The 19,974-nt window shown below is 54.2% G+C and carries 19 protein-coding genes; 13 read left to right on the top strand and 6 right to left on the bottom strand.

Annotation, left to right across the window (positions count from 1 at the left end):
- Positions 1–11 precede the first annotated feature (11 nt).
- The 9 genes from EGY08_RS11185 (at position 12) to EGY08_RS11145 (ending at position 10,171) form a co-directional block, all read left to right on the top strand.
- Complete coding sequence (locus EGY08_RS11185) at positions 12–1,457, top strand: tagaturonate reductase (RefSeq protein ID WP_049113873.1); 1,446 nt, start codon at positions 12–14, stop codon at positions 1,455–1,457.
- A gap of 135 nt (positions 1,458–1,592) precedes the next feature.
- Complete coding sequence (locus EGY08_RS11180) at positions 1,593–4,358, top strand: sigma 54-interacting transcriptional regulator (protein WP_123828488.1); 2,766 nt, start codon at positions 1,593–1,595, stop codon at positions 4,356–4,358.
- Between the two features lie 99 nt (positions 4,359–4,457).
- Positions 4,458–4,880 (top strand): PTS sugar transporter subunit IIA, encoded by a 423-nt coding sequence (locus EGY08_RS11175; protein ID WP_004128638.1) that lies wholly within the window; start codon positions 4,458–4,460, stop codon positions 4,878–4,880.
- Between the two features lie 14 nt (positions 4,881–4,894).
- Complete coding sequence (locus tag EGY08_RS11170; RefSeq protein ID WP_024360411.1) at positions 4,895–5,365, top strand: PTS sugar transporter subunit IIB; 471 nt, start codon at positions 4,895–4,897, stop codon at positions 5,363–5,365.
- A gap of 16 nt (positions 5,366–5,381) precedes the next feature.
- The gene (locus EGY08_RS11165) at positions 5,382–6,161 is read left to right on the top strand and encodes a PTS mannose/fructose/sorbose/N-acetylgalactosamine transporter subunit IIC (protein WP_004108505.1); all 780 of its coding nucleotides are present in this window, start codon (positions 5,382–5,384) and stop codon (positions 6,159–6,161) included.
- On the top strand, positions 6,139–6,990 hold the full coding sequence (locus tag EGY08_RS11160; RefSeq protein WP_004128642.1) for a PTS system mannose/fructose/sorbose family transporter subunit IID: 852 nt from the start codon (positions 6,139–6,141) through the stop codon (positions 6,988–6,990). The genes EGY08_RS11165 and EGY08_RS11160 overlap by 23 nt, the downstream gene beginning before the upstream one ends.
- A 12-nt stretch (positions 6,991–7,002) precedes the next feature.
- On the top strand, positions 7,003–8,064 hold the full coding sequence (locus EGY08_RS11155) for an SIS domain-containing protein (RefSeq protein WP_123828487.1): 1,062 nt from the start codon (positions 7,003–7,005) through the stop codon (positions 8,062–8,064).
- Between the two features lie 18 nt (positions 8,065–8,082).
- On the top strand, positions 8,083–9,093 hold the full coding sequence (locus EGY08_RS11150; RefSeq protein WP_112167019.1) for an SIS domain-containing protein: 1,011 nt from the start codon (positions 8,083–8,085) through the stop codon (positions 9,091–9,093).
- A 139-nt stretch (positions 9,094–9,232) separates the two neighbouring features.
- Complete coding sequence (locus EGY08_RS11145) at positions 9,233–10,171, top strand: Rpn family recombination-promoting nuclease/putative transposase (protein WP_123828486.1); 939 nt, start codon at positions 9,233–9,235, stop codon at positions 10,169–10,171.
- Between the two features lie 53 nt (positions 10,172–10,224).
- On the opposite strand, the gene opgB is transcribed toward EGY08_RS11145, so the two are convergent.
- The 6 genes from opgB to EGY08_RS11115 all read right to left on the bottom strand — a co-directional run bounded on the left by opgB (position 10,225) and on the right by EGY08_RS11115 (position 15,962).
- Positions 10,225–12,516 (bottom strand): phosphatidylglycerol--membrane-oligosaccharide glycerophosphotransferase, encoded by a 2,292-nt coding sequence (opgB, locus tag EGY08_RS11140; RefSeq protein WP_004128650.1) that lies wholly within the window; start codon positions 12,514–12,516, stop codon positions 10,225–10,227.
- 257 nt (positions 12,517–12,773) lie between these two features.
- Positions 12,774–13,268, bottom strand: coding sequence for a DUF2501 domain-containing protein (locus EGY08_RS11135; protein ID WP_004128652.1), 495 nt, complete (start codon positions 13,266–13,268; stop codon positions 12,774–12,776).
- 65 nt (positions 13,269–13,333) lie between these two features.
- Positions 13,334–14,071, bottom strand: a complete 738-nt coding sequence (gene dnaC, locus EGY08_RS11130; protein ID WP_014227813.1) for a DNA replication protein DnaC — start codon at positions 14,069–14,071, stop codon at positions 13,334–13,336.
- A 2-nt stretch (positions 14,072–14,073) separates the two neighbouring features.
- A complete protein-coding gene (gene dnaT / locus EGY08_RS11125; RefSeq protein WP_049113888.1) occupies positions 14,074–14,613 on the bottom strand; it encodes a primosomal protein DnaT in 540 nt (179 codons plus the stop codon).
- 108 nt (positions 14,614–14,721) lie between these two features.
- Positions 14,722–15,195: a threonine/serine exporter gene (locus EGY08_RS11120; protein WP_004134228.1), complete on the bottom strand. Its 474-nt coding sequence runs from the start codon at positions 15,193–15,195 to the stop codon at positions 14,722–14,724.
- On the bottom strand, positions 15,186–15,962 hold the full coding sequence (locus EGY08_RS11115; protein WP_004128660.1) for a threonine/serine ThrE exporter family protein: 777 nt from the start codon (positions 15,960–15,962) through the stop codon (positions 15,186–15,188). The genes EGY08_RS11120 and EGY08_RS11115 overlap by 10 nt, the downstream gene beginning before the upstream one ends.
- 284 nt (positions 15,963–16,246) lie before the next feature.
- On the opposite strand from EGY08_RS11115, the gene pobA reads away from it, so the two are divergent.
- The 4 genes from pobA (at position 16,247) to bglJ (ending at position 19,967) form a co-directional block, all read left to right on the top strand.
- Positions 16,247–17,431 carry a 4-hydroxybenzoate 3-monooxygenase gene (gene pobA / locus EGY08_RS11110; RefSeq protein WP_004128662.1) on the top strand — a complete coding sequence of 395 codons (1,185 nt, stop codon included), beginning with the start codon at positions 16,247–16,249 and terminating at the stop codon, positions 17,429–17,431.
- Between the two features lie 23 nt (positions 17,432–17,454).
- Positions 17,455–18,324: a helix-turn-helix domain-containing protein gene (locus EGY08_RS11105; protein WP_004128665.1), complete on the top strand. Its 870-nt coding sequence runs from the start codon at positions 17,455–17,457 to the stop codon at positions 18,322–18,324.
- Positions 18,325–18,603: 279 nt separating this feature from the next.
- Positions 18,604–19,326, top strand: a complete 723-nt coding sequence (locus tag EGY08_RS11100) for a helix-turn-helix transcriptional regulator (protein WP_123828485.1) — start codon at positions 18,604–18,606, stop codon at positions 19,324–19,326.
- Positions 19,287–19,967, top strand: a complete 681-nt coding sequence (gene bglJ / locus EGY08_RS11095; protein WP_004128669.1) for a DNA-binding transcriptional activator BglJ — start codon at positions 19,287–19,289, stop codon at positions 19,965–19,967. Before EGY08_RS11100 ends, bglJ begins: the two co-directional genes overlap by 40 nt.
- The last annotated feature ends 7 nt before the right edge of the window (positions 19,968–19,974 follow it).

Below are 19,974 nucleotides of genomic sequence, written 5' to 3'. Positions count from 1 at the left end.
CAGGTAAGCTCATGAAATCGTTAAACAGACAAGATTTTCCCGGGCCGCAGTACCCGACGCGCGCGATTCAGTTCGGCGAGGGCAACTTTCTGCGGGCGTTTATCGACTGGCAGCTGGATCTGTTGAATGAGAAAACCGATCTGGCGGCGGGAGTCACCATCGTTCGTCCGATCAACACCGAGTTTCCACCGTCGCTCAATACCCAGGACGGACTCTACACCACGGTGAGCCGCGGACTGGACGAACACGGGGAGGCGGTGAGCGAGGCGCGAATTATTCGCTCCGTAAACAATGAAATTAACCCCTGGCAGGATTTTGCCGGCTATCTGGCGCTGGCCCGTAACCCGGATATTGCATTCGTATTTTCAAATACCACCGAAGCGGGCATCAGCTATCACGCCGGAGACCGGCCTGACGATAAGCCGCCGGTTAGCTTCCCGGCGAAGCTGGCCCAACTGCTGCTCGAACGGTTCCGCCATTTCAACGGCGCAGCGGATAAGGGCTGGACGATTATCCCGTGTGAGCTAATTGATTATAACGGCGAGGCGCTGAAGGCGCTGGTGCTGCGCTACGCCGAAGAGTGGCGATTGCCCGCGGCTTTTCACAACTGGGTTGAAACGGCCAATACGTTTTGTTCAACGCTGGTTGACCGCATCGTTACCGGCTACCCGCATGATGAAGCAGAAAAGCTGGAGGCGGAGCTGGGCTACCATGATGCTTTCCTCGATACCGCCGAATATTTCTGGCTGTTTGTTATCCAGGGACCGCGGGCGCTGGCGGAAAAGCTACGGCTTGACCGCTGCCCGCTTAATATTCATATCGTAGAGGATATCCGGCCCTACAAAGAGCGCAAAGTCGCCATTCTTAACGGCGCGCACACCGCGTTGGTCCCGGTGGCGTGGCTGTGCGGCGTGGATACCGTCGGCGAAGCGATGCGCGACGAAGCCATTCGCCATTATGTGCAGCAGACCATCGGCGAGGAGATTATCCCGGCGCTGGATTTGCCCGCCGATGAGCTACGCCAGTTTGCTGATGCCGTTACCGGACGCTTTCTCAACCCGTTTATCCGCCATCAGCTGCTCTCCATCGCCCTGAACGGGATGACCAAGTTTCGCACCCGGATCCTGCCGCAGCTGCTGACGAATATCCGCCAGCATGGCGTCATTCCGCCGCGCTTAACCTTTGCCCTGGCGGCGCTTATCGCCTTCTACCGCGGCCAGCGTGACGGGCAAGCGTATCCGTTACAGGATGATGACGTCTGGTTAACTCGTTTTGTCGAAGGGTGGGCGCAGGTGGCCCAGGGCCGCCCGCTGGGTGAGCTGGTGACGGAGATTTTGCAGGATAAAGCGCATTGGGGCGAGGATCTGACGGGGATTCCCGGACTTGCCGAACAGGTCACGCGGTATCTGGAAGTGATTTTGAGCGAGGGGATGCGGGAGGCCCTGATACGGTTATAGCAGGTTTGTTGTGCGGCGCCCGCGGATTTGGGCGTCGTTTTTTTTTGTGCTCTGAACCGCAAAAAATGAATTAAGCGCCAACGCCTGGCGGATTTCCCGCATCATAAGCCCCTGACAGGCGAAGAGGGGGATGCGATGCGTAAAACGGAACTGTTGGCTTTTCTGCAAAATCAGACCGATTTTTTTGATCCGGATAACCTGAGCGAGATCTTCACCGCCGGCTACCTTGCCCGGCGTTTTGCCATGCAAAGAAACACCGCCAGCCACTATCTGAATCAGCTGGTGGCCCAGGATGTGCTGGTGAAGATCAATACCCGTCCGGTCTATTTCCTGCATAAGGCCGCCTTCTGCCAGCAGTTTTTCCCCCTTTCCCGCAGCGAGTACGCCAGCATGGCGGAGCTGCTGGCGGAGAGCGACCGACAGCCGGAGCAGGCGGATCATTTCTCATTGCTGACCGGCCATGACGGCAGCCTGCGCAAGCCTATCGAACAGATGAAAACCGCGCTGTTTTATCCTAACGGCGGGCTACCGCTGCTGATCACCGGCGACAGCGGTACCGGCAAGAGCTATATGGCGGAGTTGATGCACGAGTTTGCTATCGCCCAGGGACTGCTGGCGCCCGATGCGCCCTTTGTCAGCTTCAACTGCGCCCAGTACGCCAGTAACCCGGAGCTGTTGGCCGCCAACCTGTTTGGCTACGTTAAAGGCGCGTTTACCGGCGCGCAGGGGGATAAAGCCGGGGCGTTTGAGGCGGCAAACGGCGGCGTGCTGTTTCTCGATGAAGTCCATCGTCTGGATGCGCAGGGCCAGGAGAAGCTCTTCACCTGGCTGGATCGCAAGGAGATCTATCGGGTGGGGGAAACGGCGCAGGGGATGCCGATTTCTCTGCGGCTGGTGTTTGCCACCACCGAAGATATTCACAGCACTTTTCTGACCACCTTTATTCGCCGTATTCCGATCCTCGTTAGCCTGCCTGATTTACAAAACCGCAGCCGCCACGAAAAAGAAGCGTTAACGCTGCAGTTTTTCTGGCAGGAGGCGCGCACGTTGGCCGCCCGGCTGCAGCTGACGCCCCGGCTGCTACAGGTGCTGACGCACTATGTTTATCGGGGTAACGTCGGTGAGCTGAAGAATGTGGTGAAGTACGCCGTTGCGTCGGCCTGGGCAAGGTGCCCGGGCAGCGAGAGGCTTAACGTCACGCTGCACGATCTGCCGGAAAATATCATAGCCGCGACGCCAGCGCTCAGCGAACCGATGGGCCAGCAGGAGCCGCTGCTTATCGAACCGCAGACCAGTCTGGTCTGGCTGCTGCGCGCGCGCGATCCGCTTCAGGGGCTGATCTACGATATTCAGTGCCGCGTTCTGGCGCTATATGAAGCGGTATTGAGTAAAAAAACGGTTTGGGAAGAGGCGCAAAAAAAAATGGGCGAAGAGATTGAAACTCTCTTCGATCGGCTTATTTTCGATAATCACGATGCCAGCAGTTCGCATCTGCTACTGCTGCTGACCCATCAGGCGCGGGAAGAGTTTTATCGCCTTGAAAAGCGCTTCAATATCCAGTTTAACGGCAACTGTATTTACGCCCTCAGCCACTACCTGATACATCGTTCTCGCCAGGCGCACTCCACCATGAGCAACGAGAAAAGCCGCCAGCTGGAGGATTTCCTGGCGCAAAAGTTTCCGCTGCTGTATCGCTTTTGTGAAGAGATCCTCGCCGCGCTGGCGCTGAAGCTGGATATTGAACCCCGACGCATTGACCTGCTGTTGCTGGTGTTGTGGTTACAGAAAAACGGCGCCATCAGCCAGCAGAAGGTCACCCGGGCGATCGTTCTCGCCCACGGTTACGCCACCGCCAGCAGCATCGCCAACGTGGCGAACCGGTTGCTGAAAAGCCAGCTGTTTGAGTCATTCGATATGCCGCTCGACGTGACGCCGGAGGCTATCGCCGACCAGGTGATGGCCTATATCGAGAGCCACTCGCTGGCTTCCGGGCTGATCATCCTGGTCGATATGGGATCGCTGAACGCTATTCACAGCCACTTTAACCGCCGTCTGACCACGCCGGTGGCGATTATTAATAACGTCTCGACCGGGATGGCGATGTACGTCGGAGAGCGGATTTTGCAGGGCGATATGCTGGAGGATATTGTCCGTGAGATTGGCGATGATCTCGCGGTTGAGCATCAGCTCTATTATCCGCAGGCGGACAAACCGCGGGCGATTCTCACGACCTGCGCCACCGGCCTGGGGGCGGCGGCGAATCTGTCGGCGCTGTTAAAAGCCAGTATTCCCGAAGCGCTCGGCATCGATATTGTGGCCTGCGATGTGGAAACGCTCGCCGATCCCGCGCGGCGGGAGCCGATGCTCAGCCGCTACGAGGTGTTAGCGATCGTCGGTACACTCGACCCGCATCTTGCCGATCTGCCGTGGATCTCGCTGGATTCGCTGATTTCCGGCCAGGGCAGCCGCCCGCTGATGCGTATTTTCGGCGAGCTGGCCACCTCTGAACAGGTCAGCGAAATTAATAACCTGCTCCTGAAAAATTTCTCGCTGCGCCGGGTGATCGAGTCGGTGACGATCCTCGATACCGCAAAGGTCATCAATCAGGTCGAGCAGTTTTTACTGCGCTATGAGCATCTGGCCGGCTGCGACGTGCCCAACGATCGCAAGGTGGCGCTGTACGTGCATATCAGCTGTCTGATTGAGCGACTGATCCGCAACGCGTCGCCATCCCATTATTCCGGAAGGCAGTGTCCGGAGAGCGAGCTGGTTATTCTCCGCGAGGCCTTTAGTGTCATTGAGAGCGGATATAGTGTCAAAATCCCCGCCGTAGAGCTGTATTACATTCACGATATCCTGACTCGGGAAACGGAATTTATTCAGGAAGATCAAGAGTTTTAATTCCCTTCATCCGTTGGTCCTTGCGCTAACCGGCGCGCCACTGTTTCTGGCACGCCGGTTGCAATTAAGAAAGCAGTGGAATGCGCTTTCGAGGTAAGGATGAAACGACACTATATTTTTGCCAGCCATGGCACCTTTGCTAACGGTCTGCTGAACTCCGTGGAGCTGATCCTCGGCAAGCAGCCGGATATTCATACCCTCTGCGCCTATATCGAAGAGGAGGCCGATCTAACGCAGCAGGTGGAGACGCTGCTGGCGCGTTTTCCCGCTGAGGATGAGCTGATTGTCATTACGGATATTTTCGCCGGTAGCGTCAATAATGAGTTTGTGCGTTTTTTATCGCGTCCTAATTTTCATTTATTGTCCGGTTTAAACTTGCCGCTGATTATTGATTTGCTTATTTCCGCAGGGGAAGAAAATACCGAGAAATTAATTTCTGAAGCATTAACAAGCGCCAAAGAGAGCATCCAGTACTGCAATCAGACGATTGCCAGTGCGATGACCGTTGATAAAGACTTCTGAAATGAGGGAACACCATGATTACGCTATTAAGGGTAGACCATCGATTACTCCACGGCCAGGTCGCTTTTTCCTGGACCCAGTATGTCGGGGCCGATTGCATTTTAATTGCCAACGATAATGTCCCCACTGATGAGCTGCGGAAAACCACGATTAAGCTCGCCAAGCCGCCTTCGGTAAAACTGGTGATTAAAAATATTGACGACGCTATAGAAGCGATAAAAAGCGGCGTTACGGATAAATATAATCTCTTTATCGTTGTGGAGTCGGTGAATGACGCCTGGCGTATTGCCAGCGCCGTCGCGGAAATAAAAAGTATTAATCTCGGTGGGATTAAGGCTAAAGAGGGCAGCAAAAATATCTCTAAGGCGATTAATTTACTCCCGGAAGAAATAGAGCAACTGCAGCAACTGGTCGGGAAAGGCGTCGAGGTTGAGATCCGCCAGGTCCCTAACGATCGCAAACAGCTTTTTGCGGAATGCGTTTAATTCCGGAGGACAGATTATGGTAGAGGCTCTCTTACTGGGTCTGGTGGCGTTTATTGCGCAATCGGAATATGCATTAGGGACGTCGCTGATTTCGCGGCCTATCGTCACCGGGCTGCTGACCGGACTGGTGCTGGGGGATGTGCAGACCGGCGTCATCATGGGGGCAACGCTCGAGCTGGCGTTTATTGGATCTTTCTCCGTCGGCGCGTCGATACCGCCTGACGTGGTAACCGGCGGCATTCTCGGGGTGGCGTTCGCCATTACCTCCGGCGCGGGAACGGAAACGGCGCTGCTGCTTGGCCTGCCTATCGCCACCCTGACGCTAATCCTGAAAAACGTTTATCTGGGGATGTTTATCCCGATGCTCAGCCAGAAGGCTGACGGCTACGCGGAACGGGCGGATACGCGGGGCATTGAGCGGATGCATCTGATTGCCGGCTTCGGGCTGTCGCTGATGCTGGCCACGGTGGTGACCGTTTCATTCCTGGTCGGCAGCAACGCGGTGAAATCCCTGCTCGATACCATCCCGGAATTTATCAAACACGGGCTCAGCGTCGCTACCGGCATCATTCCGGCTCTCGGCTTCGCGATGCTCGCCAGGCTGCTGATTAACAAGAAAGTCGCGCCGTACTTTTTCCTCGGCTTCGTGCTGATGGCCTACCTGAAAATCCCGGTGACCGGCATCGCTATTCTTGGCGCAATCGTGGCGGTGGTCATGGTTAACGTCACCGCGTTGAGCTCACCTCGTACGACGACAGAACAAGGAGTCAGCGATGACGACGAAGATGATTTCTGAAGAGACCCTGCGCCCGCAGGAGCAAGAAGAGACCCGTATTACGCCGCGCGATTTACGCCGGGTGTTCTGGCGCTCCTTCCAGATGGAGTTCTCGTGGAACTATGAGCGGCAGATGAATCTCGCCTTTGTTTACGCGCTGATTCCGGTGCTGAAAAAGCTCTATCCGCGCAAAGAGGAGCTGGCCGGAGCGTTGAAACGACATCTGGTGTTCTTCAATACCACGCCGCATATCGTCACATTGCTGCTGGGGATCACCACGGCGATGGAGGAGAAAAATAGCCAGCAGAAAAACATGGACGCCAACGCGATTGATAACGTTAAAGCGTCGCTGATGGGGCCGCTGGCCGGGTTGGGGGACTCCTTTTTCTGGGGGACGCTGCGGCTGATCGCCACCGGCATCGGCACCAGCCTTGCGCTAAAGGGCAACATTCTCGGACCCATTCTGTTTCTGCTGGTGTTTAACGTACCGCATATTCTGGTGCGCTGGTTCTTTACCCGCTGGGGCTACGTGCTGGGCACCGGGGTGCTGCAGCGGATCCAGAAGAGCGGAATGATGGAGAGCCTGACCTACGGGGCGTCGATTATCGGCCTGATGGTGGTGGGCGCGATGACCGCCTCAATGATTGATATCACTATCCCTGTCTCTTTCGGTGCCGGGGAGGCGAAAACCCAGGTACAGGACATTATCAACGACATTCTGCCCTGCATGCTGCCGTTGCTGAGCTTTGGCATCGTTTACTGGCTGCTGGGGCGTAAGGTCAAACCGCTTTCTATTATTGGCGGGATGGCGCTGGTGGGCATTCTGGGTTCGTGGATTGGCTTGTTTTAACGGGAGTCGAAAATGGTACCAACAATGATGACGTATATCAGCGAAGAGCCGGCCTGTCTGGCGCAGATCCTGCGCGACTATCGGCAAAAGCTGGCGGCGATTGAGGATTTCGCCCGCCAGCATCCGGTACGCCGTATTTTGCTGCTGGCGACCGGATCGTCGCTAAACGCCGCACTGTGCGCGCGCTATTTCTTTGAACAGCGCTTCGGCGTGTTGGTTGAAATTAAAGAGCCGTATAACTTTACGCATTACGAGGCTGTCGATCCGCATACCGATCTGGTGGTGGCGATTTCGCAGAGCGGAAAAAGCGCCTCGACGCTGGAGGCGATGCGCAAGGTCCAGGCGGCGAATCTGCCGGTTTTTGCCTTGACCTCCGACCCGCAAAGCCCGATAGCCCGCGATTGCGACGGGGTACTGGATATCAATACCGGTATTGAGAGCGTAGGGTTTGTCACCCGCGGATTTAGCGCGACGGTACTGAATTTGCTGCTGATGGCGCTGATGATTGCCCGTGTCCAGGGAAGAGTCAGCGAGGCCGAGGAGCAGCGCTATCTTGACGAGCTGCAGCGGCTGGCGGCGGCTATCCCGGATGTTATCGCCCGCACCTCGCGCTTTATCGACAGGCACGGCGAAGCGCTGCGGGGCGGCGAACGATTTATCGCCATCGGCTATGGCGCGCTGGTTGGCGTGGCGAAGGAGTTCGAAACCAAATTTACCGAGACGGTGCGGGTCCCTTCTAGTGGATTTGAACTTGAGGCCTATATGCACGGCCCCTATCTGGAGGCGAACGCCCGTCACGTGATGCTGTTTATTGAAGATGCGCCGGATGCGCGTACCCGGGCGCTGCGGGACTATATGGCGCCGTCCATTGCCCGGGCCTTTACGCTGACGCTCAGCGATAAAGAGGATGAGCAGGCGCTGGCGCTGAACTGTCCGTGTGACCATCACCTGGCGCCGCTGCTGCTAATCGTTCCGGTCCAGATGCTGGCATGGCATACCGCCCGACTAAAAGGGATCGATCTGGCAAAACGTATTTTTGACAATTTTGACCGCGTATTAAAAAGTAAAATCTGATTATTCAGGAGAATAACTATGTTGGGTTTTAATCAGGACGAGTACCTGACCAGTGCTCGCGAGATCATCGCTGCGCGTCAGCAGGCAGAAGCCGTCGCCGACGATATTTATCACAGCGGCTGTAGCGCGTTATTTTTCGCCTCGGTAGGCGGTTCTTTGGCGCCTATGATGGCAATAAATGAGTTTGCAAAAGAATTAACCAGCGTACCTGTTTACCTTGAGCAGGCGGCGGAATTAATTCATCGTGGGCACAAAAAATTAAATAAAGATGCGGTGGTGGTGACGTTATCCAAGTCCGGCGATACCAAAGAGTCGGTCGCCATTGCCGAATGGTGCAAAGCGCAGGGGATTCGCGTGGTGGCCATTACCCGTAACGCTGATTCGCCATTAGCTGAGGCGGCGAGCTGGCATATTCCGATGTGCCACAAAAACGGCGTGGAATATGAATATATGCTGCTGTACTGGTTATTCTTCCGTGTTATTTATCGTCACGGCGACTTTGCCGATTACGATCGTTTTGCCAGCCAGCTGGAACTGCTGCCGGAAAATCTCCTGCAGGCCAAACGCCGGTTCGATCCGCAGGCGGATAAAATAGCCGCTCAATATCATGGCTGCGACTATATGATGTGGATTGGCGGCGCGGAAATGTGGGGCGAGGTCTATCTGTTCTCGATGTGTATTCTTGAAGAGATGCAGTGGAAGCGGACCAAGTCGGTGAGTTCCGCCGAATTTTTCCACGGCACGCTGGAGTTGCTGGAGAAAGAGGTTCCGCTGTTTCTGGTCAAAGGCGAGGGTAAATGCCGGGGGCTGGATGAGCGCGTTGAACGCTTCGCTGAGAAGATCACCAACCATCTGGTGGTGATTGACCCGCGCGACTACCCGCTGAACGGCATCGATGATGCTTTCCGCTGGATTATGGCGCCGTGCGTGGTTTCCACCCTGCTGGTGGACAGGCTGGCGGCCCATTTTGAACATCACACCGGGCACGATCTCAATATTCGCCGTTATTACCGTCAGTTTGATTACTAAGCCTTGCTTGCGGCGGCCAGCCTGGCTGGCCGCCGCGCTATTCTCCGAGGCGCTTCCCAGAAAATCATCGCCAAAACCAACCGGGTAAAAAGCGGTGGTAGAGTCCGGCTTTCCTTCACTTTCAGGCAAGCGGACGGCCATGAAAAAACGGATGACGTCGACACCGCACGATGCGGTATTCAAACGATTTCTTCGCCACCCGGAGACGGCGCATGATTTCCTCACGCTCTACCTTCCCCAGGCGATCCGCCAGCGGTGTGATTTTGCGACGCTGCGGCTGGAGCCAGCGAGCTTTATTGATGAGGATTTGCGCGCCTGGTATTCGGACGTGCTGTGGTCAGTACAAACCCGCTCCGGCCCGGGGTATGTTTATGTGGTCATAGAACACCAGAGCTCGCCGGATAACCATATGGCTTTTCGCCTGATGCGCTATGCGATTGCCGCGATGCAGCGGCATCTCGACGCTGGGCATAAAGCGCTGCCGCTGGTCGTGCCGATGCTTTTTTATCATGGTGCGGCCAGTCCCTATCCCTTTTCCCTGAACTGGCTGGATGAATTTGCCGACCCGCAGATGGCGAAGAAGCTGTATGCCTGCCCGTTTCCGCTGGTTGACGTAACGGTGATGCCGGATGATGAAATCGTTCAGCATCGGCGGGTCGCTTTGCTGGAGCTGATGCAAAAGCATATTCGTCAGCGCGATCTCAGCGGGATTACGGAGTCGTTGGCGACCCTCGTGATGCTGGGATACACTAACCGCAGGCAGTTGAGAGTGCTGTTTCATTATATGCTGCAGTACGGCAATTCCGCCGATCCAGGCGTGTTTCTCCGCCGGTTGGCCCGCCGTCTGCCACAATATGAGGAGAGATTAATGTCCATCGCTCAAAAGCTCAAGCAGGAAGGGCGGTTAGAGGGCCGGCAAGAAGGGCGCCAGGAAGGGCTGCAGGAAGGGCTGCAGGAAGGGAGCCGACGGGAAGCGCTGCGCATTGCCGGCAGTATGCTGCAGAACGGTTTGGATAAGGAAACGGTCCAGCGAATTACCGGACTTTCGGCGGATGAACTCAAGCCGCTGCATTGTTAATACCCGGCCTCCACAACCATGGCCCGGCGCAAAAAGTCGCCGGGCGCGATGACTTAACCTTCGCTTTTCACCACTTTGATTTCAACCATGCCGATGCCCAGTTGGCGCGGGGAATGGCCGAGAATATTACCCTCGTTCGTGGACTGCGGGTCCGGCGGCGCAATCGTCAACGTGTTGCTGCGCGACGGATTATCGAAATGCAGGGTCGTGGTGGTGACATCATTGGCCAGCGTTAGCGTTTGTTCGCTGTTGCCCACGCGTACCGGAATCGGTTTATTGGCGTTTGGCCCGTAGGCTTTGGCGGTAATCACCAGGTCGAATTTCTCCGGCAGCGGCTCTTTATATTCAATTTTCACTTCACTGCCGAGCTGCGCGTTCGACCAGCGCCCCCATGATTCCGGGCGAGATATGCCGCTGAATTGCTTCACCTCTTCCGGCGCGCCGGCCACGTTGAACAGGAAGCTGTCGGCTTTATAGCGAATATCGTTATCGACAATCTTCAGAGTATCGACGTTGCCCTTATAACGTTCCATATCGATAAGGGTATCTTTAAAGGCGGTTTTACCCTGCCACTGGGCTTTGTCAACGCGCTGGACCTGCTGTTCGCCGCCCAGTTGACCCTGGGATACGCACCAGTCGGTGGAGAGCGCCAGCTCCGGCGACCATAGCTGACCCATTTTGTAGCAGCGGTCGACCCAGACGAAGTTATCGCGTGGCGCGAAGTCGGCTAGCTGGAAGCGCAGCGGCGCGGAGTATTCGCTCTCCGGTAGCGGCTCAACGCGCTTATCGGAGATGCGCAGCAGCAGCGGCAGGCGGAAATGGCTGCCGGAGAAGGAGATCATATTCTTCTGCGAATCAACGGTGAAATTCTTCATCTCTTTGGGGAAATTCCACAGGCGGATGATATCCGGCTTCCACGCCAGCACCTTCTCTTTCATATTGAGGAAAACGCTTGAAAGCGACTCCCCGGATAGACTGCTGCGGCCAAGACCAATAAAGTTATCGCCGCCGAGAATATCCAGCACCGTCGCGCCGTTGTCCATAGTATTACGTTTAACGGCCAGCGTATCCTGCTGGGGCTTATCGCCGCGCAGAATGAAAAACAGGTTGCTGCGATCCTGTTTATTCAGATACTCCCAGGCGGTGTTTTTCATCGCCAGGTGATCGGATGAGACCACAATGACCGTATTTTTGAACCACGGCGACGCTTTAATCTTCTCAATTAACGCCGCGATATGCTCCTGACTACAGGAAACGGCGCTGAAAGAGAGGTTCTTTTTACCGTCCATATCGTAGCTTTTGCGCTGGCAGGTACGGGAAATAAAACCATCCGGATGATGGGTGTCGACCGTCAGCGCAAACAGCGAGAAGCGTTTTCCCGATTGTGAAAGCGCTTCGAATTTTTTCCAGGTTTCATCAAGCACCGTATCATCGTAGAAGCCCCAATCGTTTCGGTAGGTTGGGTCGGCGACCGTGGTTTTTAGCTCTTCCGCGCCGTACAGATGATCGAAGCCGTGCGATTTCAGGAAAACGTCTTTTCCGGCAAAGCGCAGGTTAGCGCCCTGTACGAAGTAGTTCTCATAACCCGAGTTTTTCAGGATATCGCCGAGGCAGATATTCTGCGGGAAAAAACTGGAAACCGAAGCCGATGCGTTGCCTTCAAACGGCGCAAACAGCGGTATCCCGCACTGGGAAGCGACCATTCCGGCAATCGTGTAGTCAGTACCGGGGAGCTGGGCGGTGTTGCTGAAATCCAGGCCCTCGCTTTTTAGCTTGCCGAGCTCCGGGGTCAGGTTCGGGAAGGCGTCGTTATCAAAATAAGTGCGCTCAAGGCTTTCGCCGTAGATGTACACCAGGTTCAGTTTCGGGTCCGCGATGCTTTTTGACGGTTCTTTGTAGTAAGCCACAAAGTCAGGATCGCCATCGCGGGACTGGGATTTGACCAACTCGCTAATCTGGCGGAAGGCCGGACTGGCGTCCACGGACGCCAGCGCCAGGACCAGCGCCACCAGGCTGTAACCAAAGTGATGAGGATGATGCCGGCGGCGGCGCAGTACCCAGCCGAGTGCGCCAAATACCGCGACCAGCGCCACGACCAGCCCAACGCCCGGCAGAATATATTTGCCCACGCCAGCGCCCGTCAGGCTGTTGGTCAACGTATAAAGTACCGCGTCATTGATACCGTCGCCGGTGAAGTAATTGCTGGCGTAGAGGGTAATATTCAGAATAACGAACAGGCCCAGCACCGTGAGCGTGGCGGCGAACCACCAGGTATTACGACCGGCTTTTAACGCATAAATCATCACCGAAGCAACAAACAGGGCGATGGATAACAACTCTGACACAGCTCATCCTCATTCACGCCAGCTGTCGGCTGGCCAGATAGATCTTTTTCCACGCTACACTGTAATTGCAGCGCAATATTGCCGCAATTGTATCGTCATGAATTTGTGCTGTGGTTCAGAATTGGTTTAGAAATCGCCATTTTTGACCCGCTTCACATCTTGTCTGCCAGGGGTTCAGAAGGAGAGATGTTAAAAAACAGAGGTTGCGGCCGCGCTGGCCAGGGTAAAGCGCCAAACGCGGCATTATGCGGCCAGGATCAGGAGAGGAAGCTAACGCCCTGTTTTAATACCAGGTCGCAGGCTTTGGTTTTCACTTTTTCTGCCAGCGGGCTACTGCCGAGGCTATTCAGATTCAGCTGCTGACCGTCTTTGCTACTCAGCAAGCCCTGAAGGCCATCAAGATAATTGGTGTCTTCTTTTTGTTTTTCCGGCGCGCTGAGACCCAGCTTATCCAGAACCTGGTTTTTAATGTTTTCGGTATTGGTTACCGACGTCAGTTTCTGTTTCGCGCAATAAGACATAATCCCGGCGGCATTATTCATGCTGCTGGAAGTCAACGACTGACTGCCGCCGTTGAGCAAACCGGTCAGCGAAGAGAGGGACATGCCGCCGCTTTGCTGGCTACCGCTCTGGCTGCTGAGCTGGTTCGCAGCGCTGGAGAGAGAGTCCTGCCAGGAGGTGGCGTGAGCGCCGAAGGTCAATAAAGCGCTGGCCACCATCGCCGTGCGGAATAACGTTTTTACAGATTTCATAGACATACTCTTCGCCGTGACTGAACAATGTCCTGATTATAACGCCGGCAGTGTTCAGAAATATCTTAATACTCTTTGCCGGTCACGCGATCGCGGTAGCTGTCCCAGTTGAAGTTGACCCACAGGCTATTGCCCAGCCGCATGCGGTCCATGACGCGCTCGCCAAGAAGCTTGTTCATCTCGTCCATGGTGCTGTTAGTCAGCATACCGGTGGGACGTTTTGACGAAGAGCGACGATCGACGATCTGGTTAATGATAACCTTTTCGTAGCGTGATTCCGTTTGCATCCCGATTTCGTCAATCACCAGCAGGTCGACTTTGCTCAGGTCGGTGAGAAGCTGCTCTTCGCTGGTTTCCCGGTTGCCGAAGGTATCTTTCATCGCTGACATGATATCGGCGACGGTAATAATCAACACCGACTTGCCCCGCAGCAGCAGTTCGTTGCAGATAGCGGCGGCGAGGTGGTTTTTTCCGGTGCCCGGTTTGCCGGAAAAGATAAAGCTGGCGATATTGCCGTCGAACTCCTCGACGTACTGGCGCGCTCGGGAAAGCGCAATCATCTGGCCTTCACACTCAACCCGGTAGTTATCCAGCGAGCAGTTCTGGTGCAGCGGTCGGATACCGGAACGGTTAAAGGTACGCTGCATTTTCATGGCGCGGTTTTCGCGTTCCAGCGCTTCAGACCGCAGCTTGCCCTGTTCTTTTTGCCATGCCAGCAGCTCCTCACCTGTCTTAAACGCGGGTTCGACATGGGCTGGCATCATCTTTTGCAGGCGCTTCATTAAATCGCCGACATTTTTCATGCTCATCCGCGGAATCCTCGTGGAATATGATTTTCGGGTTCGCTAATCGCGTTGACGTCACGCCGCGGCTGGCCGCCGTTGCTGGCCCGGCCAATCTGTACGCTGCGCGCTAGCTTCTGCTGCCACTGGACATGATGAAAGACTTTACCTTCCGCCTGCCAGTAGGCGACAAATGCGGCCAGCTCTTCCGGCGTAACGGGCTGGCTTAGGGCGATGCCCCACAGCGCGGCCAGACGCTGAAAATCGGCATCCGGCTGCCAGTCAGTGTACATCGGGAATTTGCCCATCGGTACTGCAACGGGAACCGCCGTCGGCTCGTCAAAAAACTGCGCGTCGAGGGCGATATCGCTATTGGGGCGCGCCAGTTTGGCTTCCAGCTCCAGCAGCTGCGCCAGACGCTCCGGCGTCAGCGCATAGAAGGCGGGGGCATTGTTGGTAAATACGGCGACGGCGCCGCTGGCCGATTTTGCCAGTACCGCTGCGTGATCCTGCATGAAGTCATCCAGACCGCTAAAATCGGTAGTTAATATTCGTGAAGACATAAATCAATCTCAACTCTGAACAACTAAAAGGAGAGGGGTAGCTGCACACATAGTAGCATAGAGGTCGCTCAGGAAGGAGCGCCGCAGGTAACCCGGCGGCGCGGTGAATTAAACGCGCGGACGCTTGCGATACAGCCAAAGCCCCGGGATAGAAAGACCGATCGATAATGCGCCAACGATGGATGAAGCCTTGAGAAAGTTACTCAGCAGCATAATCATCATCTCTTCCGAGTAGCCGAAATGGCTGATTTTGACCGCTGAAATCATCGCGGTATAGGCAGAGATACCGGGGAACATCGGGATCACCGCCGCTACGGTGAAAATCTTCGGGTGCGCCAGATACCAACGGGACCACTGGATCCCAATGCTGCCAACCAGCAGGGCGGCCATGAACGTTGCCCACTCGATATTAAAACCTGCCGTCATCATGACCATGCGCGAGCCGTGGCCGATAGCCCCCAGCAGCGCGCACCAGCGCAGCGCTCGCTGTGGGACGTTGAATACCATGGCGAACCCAACGGCGGGGATGGCTGCCAGAGCCATATCCTGCGCCAGCGCGTAGAGATACATAATTATGCCCATCCGCGTAGCCCCCACATCGTCATCGCCATCACCACGCCAATACAGGTGGCGAGCGTGAGCAGACTGGCAATGGCCCAGCGCGCCAGGCCGGTATTGATATGCCCTTTAAACATGTCGGCAACGGCGTTGATCAGCGGAAAGCCGGGTACCAGCAGCAGTACGCTGGCGGCCATCGCTATCGTCGGCGTGCTGGCGAAAGCGGGCAGGCGCAGCATCAGTCCGGAGATGGTCGTTGCGACGAAGGCGGTGAGGCAGAAATTGATTTGCGGATGCATAGAGCGATGGGTGAGTACCTGACGAATATACATGGCTATCGTACTGGCGCAGAAGGTGACCAGCGCGCCATCCCAGCCGCCGTTGTTAAGTTTGCAAAAGCAGGCGCAGGAGAGGCCGACCATTAATACCAGTAGCCAGCGTGGGTAGCGCAGCGGTTTAATTTGCGCGAATCGTTTTTCGACATCCTTATAATCCAGCAGTTTATGCTCTGCCATAATCACAATATGCTGAACTTCCGTGACGACGTGCATGTTGATGCCGCGATCGGTGTTTTTTCGCGTTGAAGTCAGGCATTCGCCATCTTTGATGGTTGTGAGCACAATTGCATTGGAAGAGATGGCGCTTTCAACGCTATCCATCCCCAACGCCAGGCCCAGACGAGTTGAAAGCTCCTCAACCAGCGCGCTTTCCGCGCCATGCTGTAATAAGAAAAGACCACATTGAATGCACAAGCGCGTGATTGCGCGCTGGGTTGCCCGATCTGCTTGCATAAATACCTGCTGTCCGTGATGCCCGATGCCGTAGTGTCTGGCGATACTTTTACCTGAAGTCGTGCTTTCTCTGAGCGGTCAGGATCAAACAATGTGTAAAAAAACACCCGCTCTGCGGGCTCTGTGAAAATTTGAACTCAGCCACACTTCCGCAAGATTGGTGAAAAGTACAATTTTTGCGCCATTTTCTCCCTTCTTTTTCCCGGCAGACTTATCAAAAATGCAAATTCAAACTTTTAATAAACAAAAAACAAACAAATAATTAACCTTGCTGAGGCGATCCTATGAAAACACAAGTGGCGATTATCGGCGCGGGTCCGTCCGGACTCCTGTTGGGGCAGCTCTTACATAACGCCGGGATTCAGACCGTGATCCTTGAGCGACAGACGCCCGAGTATGTGCTGGGGAGGATCCGTGCGGGCATTCTGGAAAGCGGAACGGTAGAGCTGCTGCGCGAAGCCGGGGCGGCCCGGCGAATGGATGCTGAAGGCCTGATCCATCATGGGGTCGAGTTTCTGTTTGAAGGCAAGCGCGTACCGGTTGCGCTGACGGAGTTGACGGAAGGCAAAAGCGTGATGGTATACGGCCAGACTGAGGTGACGCGGGATTTAATGGCGGCGCGGGCGGAATGTGGCGCCCCGACGATTTATGGCGTTAGCGACGTCACAATTAATGATGCCAAAAGCGATAGACCATCGGTCTCTTTTACCTGTAACGGAGAAAACCTCCTCCTGGAGTGCGACTTTATCGCCGGTTGCGACGGCTTTCACGGCGTGTCCCGGCAGAGTATTCCGGCAGGGGTTCTGAAAGAGTACGAGAGCGTCTGGCCGTTTGGCTGGCTGGGACTGCTTGCCGACACGCCGCCGGTAAATCCGGAGCTTATTTACGCTCACCACGAACGCGGGTTTGTGCTGTGTAGTCAGCGCTCACTAACCAGAAGTCGCTATTATCTGCAGGTACCGCTTAGCGAAAAGGTGGAGGCCTGGTCTGATGAGCGCTTTTGGAATGAACTTAAACGGCGTCTCCCTGATGAGTTATCCGGCAAGTTAGTGACGGGTCACTCACTGGAGAAGAGCATCGCGCCGCTGCGCAGCTATGTGGTGGAGCCGATGCAGTACGGGAAGCTATTTCTGGTGGGAGATGCGGCGCATATCGTACCGCCAACCGGGGCAAAAGGGTTGAATCTCGCAGCGTCCGACGTGAACTATTTATGGCGGATCCTGCGCGAGTATTATCACCATGGCCGCGTTGACCTCTTAGCCAGCTACTCGCGTTTGGCGTTGGATCGGGTGTGGAAGGGGGAGCGTTTCAGCTGGTTTATGACGCGTCTGCTGCATGATTTTCCGCAGCAAAGCGAGTTCGATAGAAAAATGCAGGCGGCGGATCGTCGTTATTATCTGCAATCACGCGCCGGCTTAACCACTATCGCTGAAAACTATGTTGGTCTGCCGATGGAGCGCGTGGCGTAACACCAAAAATATCCGGAGGCGTGATGCAGGCAGTGAGCACCATTCCCGTTTTCAAACTGTATGGCGAAGAGCAGGGCTGGCCAACGCCCGAACTTCTGCACTGTGAGTCGATACTCCAGCGCAGCCATCTTTATGAATGGCATATCCGCGTGCATCAGCATGCTGAGCTGGTGCAGCTGTTGTACCTGCATAAAGGGCGGGCGGAAATTGAAATCGAAGGAACAACGACCGTGATGGTGGAATCCTGTATTCAGGTTGTTCCGGCGCTTTGTATTCATGGATTTCGATTTTCGCCGGGCACGGAAGGATACGTTTTATCCCTGGCATTACCCCTGCTCAGGAGGGTTGAGAATCAGTTTGGCCGCCAGTTGGATCTCCTCGGCCAGCCGCAGTGTGTGCCGGTAAAAGCCTCTCGGGGCCATATTCGGGCGCTGTTTACCGCTTTGCGAGAAGAGTACCGTGAGGAGTATGATGCGCGCGAAATGATGCTGCATTCGCTGCTGGGAGCGCTGCTGGTCTGGCTGAATCGGCAATATCGCCCACAACCGATAGCGGAGGACAAAGCGGAACGTAAGCGTAGCGTGATGCGCCATTTCTCTCGTCTCATTGAAAGCCATTATCGCGAACATCTGCCCTTAGCCGAATATGCCAGGCGGGTGGGTGTGTCCGCGACCCATTTAAATTATTTGTGTCATGAATTTTATGGCTGCAGCGCGCTGGGAGTTTTACATCAAAGGGTGATGCTTGAGGCGCGTCGCAACCTGTTGTATACCAGCATGACTATTGCGCAACTTTCTGATTACTTGGGGTTTAATGATGCTGCCTATTTTTCTCGTTTCTTTCGTCGCTATAGCGGCGAATCCCCAAAAGCATTTAGGAAAAAAATTAAATAAAGAAATCTTTATTTAATTTATCTTAAGTTAGCGTATCTAACGACGATGTTAACCATTTCTAATTTATTGATGACAACTACCTGTGTTAATGTTAATCATTGGCATGGATAACAGCAATATGTTACTCCTCACTATATAAGTTGGTTTTAGGGTACGATATAGCGTACCCGCCAGGGACGATAAAGATTCATTTTGGCAAAATAATTATGATGGTTATTAAATTATTCATCCGATTGTTTTTGCGCCGGCGGTGAGTCTTCGACAGGAAGCGGAGGGTTTATGTTACCAGGACAGGGTAAGTTCGGCATTATTATCAGCAGAATACCGGTGATGCAGTCCGGTTTGAAGGCCATCGCGGGGGAGCATCTCCCTGATTATGAATTGAATTTTTGTCGTTCTCAGGATGAGCTAACCCTGCTGCAATTGCGTCGCGCAGTGCTGGTTATCGCTGACTTGTCCGGTGAAATAGAGCATCCTAGAAACATTTGTGAACACTACTACTCTTTAATGACCCAATACAGGGATATACACTGGGTCTTTATGGTAGGAAACACCTGTTTTCCGTTAGCCGTTCAATTATTAATGCGTCCTGAAAGTACGTTAATTTCAGACAGCGAACCGGTAAAACGCCTTATCGAAGTAGTTCGCGCTGGTGGTCTTGCCGCCGAACGTATTAGCCAGACGTTGTTCTCCCCTGAAGTCGAACGCATCGGTGAAGAACAGCAAAAAATGGTCATTTTGACTCTTTCCGAGCGTAAAGTATTGAGGCTTCTTGCAAAAGGATGGGGAATTAATCAAATTGCTGCTTTATTGAAGAAGAGCAATAAAACCATAAGTGCGCAGAAAAATAGTGCTATGCGCCGCTTATCTCTACGTAGTAATGCAGAGATGTATGCCTGGATTAATAGTGCACAGGGAATGAAGGAGCTGAATATTTATTCAGCCTATGGAGATCAAACGGAATGGAAAAAGACTTCACAACACGATATATCGCTATCGTAGAGAAATGTGCGATGACGGAAGTAGCTCTTCGCCACATCTTAATTAATGAAAGTGGTAAGAATTATCGTATTCAATTCTTTCAAGATACTAAAGCATTAAAACGAGAGTTTCAGTCTAAAGATTTTTCTGCGATTATTTTTTCACTTTCAGGTAATCGCAGGTCCCGTCTTGAAAGCTTGCTCTTTCTCCATGAGATCGCGCGTTATTGCCCAGAAATGCAAAGAATTGTCTTAGCGAATGATGAAGCGGAAATGCGTTTGGTTAGCCATCTGACGCCCTCCCGCTTACACGGCATTCTGAATAAATCTGCCTGTCGGATCCAGCTGCAGGAATATTTGCTTCAGCTTCTCGATCATAGCTATCAGACCAATGAGGGCTCGGTATGTCAAAAGCAGAGCATTTCTGGCCAAATTTTGAGCCCAACGGAGCATACCATCCTACGATATATGTCTTATGGCTACTCTTTACCTGAAATAGCGACACAGCTGGAAAGAAATATTAAAACGATTCGGGCCCATAAGTTCAATGCCATGACCAAGCTTGGCGTCAGTTCTGATATGGGACTACTGAGCGCGGCAGACATTTTAATGCGCCTGTCGGCGAATAATGACGATGCCAGAGTTATGCGCCTTGCTCAGTAGTGCCAAC

The organism is Klebsiella sp. FDAARGOS_511 (genome assembly GCF_003812845.1).
Taxonomy (GTDB): domain Bacteria; phylum Pseudomonadota; class Gammaproteobacteria; order Enterobacterales; family Enterobacteriaceae; genus Klebsiella; species Klebsiella grimontii.
The sequence above is the reverse complement of the archived record's forward strand: the minus strand, read 5'-3'. Positions and strand labels throughout refer to the sequence as shown.

What these genes read in the sequence shown, in the direction of transcription:
- EGY08_RS11185 (WP_049113873.1), top strand. Translation starts at nt 12, where the DNA reads ATGAAATCGTTAAACAGACAAGATTTTCCCGGGCCGCAGTACCCGACG.
- EGY08_RS11180 (WP_123828488.1), top strand. Translation starts at nt 1,593, where the DNA reads ATGCGTAAAACGGAACTGTTGGCTTTTCTGCAAAATCAGACCGATTTT.
- EGY08_RS11175 (WP_004128638.1), top strand. Translation starts at nt 4,458, where the DNA reads ATGAAACGACACTATATTTTTGCCAGCCATGGCACCTTTGCTAACGGT.
- EGY08_RS11170 (WP_024360411.1), top strand. Translation starts at nt 4,895, where the DNA reads ATGATTACGCTATTAAGGGTAGACCATCGATTACTCCACGGCCAGGTC.
- EGY08_RS11165 (WP_004108505.1), top strand. Translation starts at nt 5,382, where the DNA reads ATGGTAGAGGCTCTCTTACTGGGTCTGGTGGCGTTTATTGCGCAATCG.
- EGY08_RS11160 (WP_004128642.1), top strand. Translation starts at nt 6,139, where the DNA reads ATGACGACGAAGATGATTTCTGAAGAGACCCTGCGCCCGCAGGAGCAA.
- EGY08_RS11155 (WP_123828487.1), top strand. Translation starts at nt 7,003, where the DNA reads ATGGTACCAACAATGATGACGTATATCAGCGAAGAGCCGGCCTGTCTG.
- EGY08_RS11150 (WP_112167019.1), top strand. Translation starts at nt 8,083, where the DNA reads ATGTTGGGTTTTAATCAGGACGAGTACCTGACCAGTGCTCGCGAGATC.
- EGY08_RS11145 (WP_123828486.1), top strand. Translation starts at nt 9,233, where the DNA reads ATGAAAAAACGGATGACGTCGACACCGCACGATGCGGTATTCAAACGA.
- EGY08_RS11135 (WP_004128652.1), bottom strand. Translation starts at nt 13,268, where the DNA reads ATGAAATCTGTAAAAACGTTATTCCGCACGGCGATGGTGGCCAGCGCT.
- dnaC (WP_014227813.1), bottom strand. Translation starts at nt 14,071, where the DNA reads ATGAAAAATGTCGGCGATTTAATGAAGCGCCTGCAAAAGATGATGCCA.
- dnaT (WP_049113888.1), bottom strand. Translation starts at nt 14,613, where the DNA reads ATGTCTTCACGAATATTAACTACCGATTTTAGCGGTCTGGATGACTTC.
- EGY08_RS11120 (WP_004134228.1), bottom strand. Translation starts at nt 15,195, where the DNA reads ATGGGCATAATTATGTATCTCTACGCGCTGGCGCAGGATATGGCTCTG.
- EGY08_RS11115 (WP_004128660.1), bottom strand. Translation starts at nt 15,962, where the DNA reads ATGCAAGCAGATCGGGCAACCCAGCGCGCAATCACGCGCTTGTGCATT.
- pobA (WP_004128662.1), top strand. Translation starts at nt 16,247, where the DNA reads ATGAAAACACAAGTGGCGATTATCGGCGCGGGTCCGTCCGGACTCCTG.
- EGY08_RS11105 (WP_004128665.1), top strand. Translation starts at nt 17,455, where the DNA reads ATGCAGGCAGTGAGCACCATTCCCGTTTTCAAACTGTATGGCGAAGAG.
- EGY08_RS11100 (WP_123828485.1), top strand. Translation starts at nt 18,604, where the DNA reads ATGTTACCAGGACAGGGTAAGTTCGGCATTATTATCAGCAGAATACCG.
- bglJ (WP_004128669.1), top strand. Translation starts at nt 19,287, where the DNA reads ATGGAAAAAGACTTCACAACACGATATATCGCTATCGTAGAGAAATGT.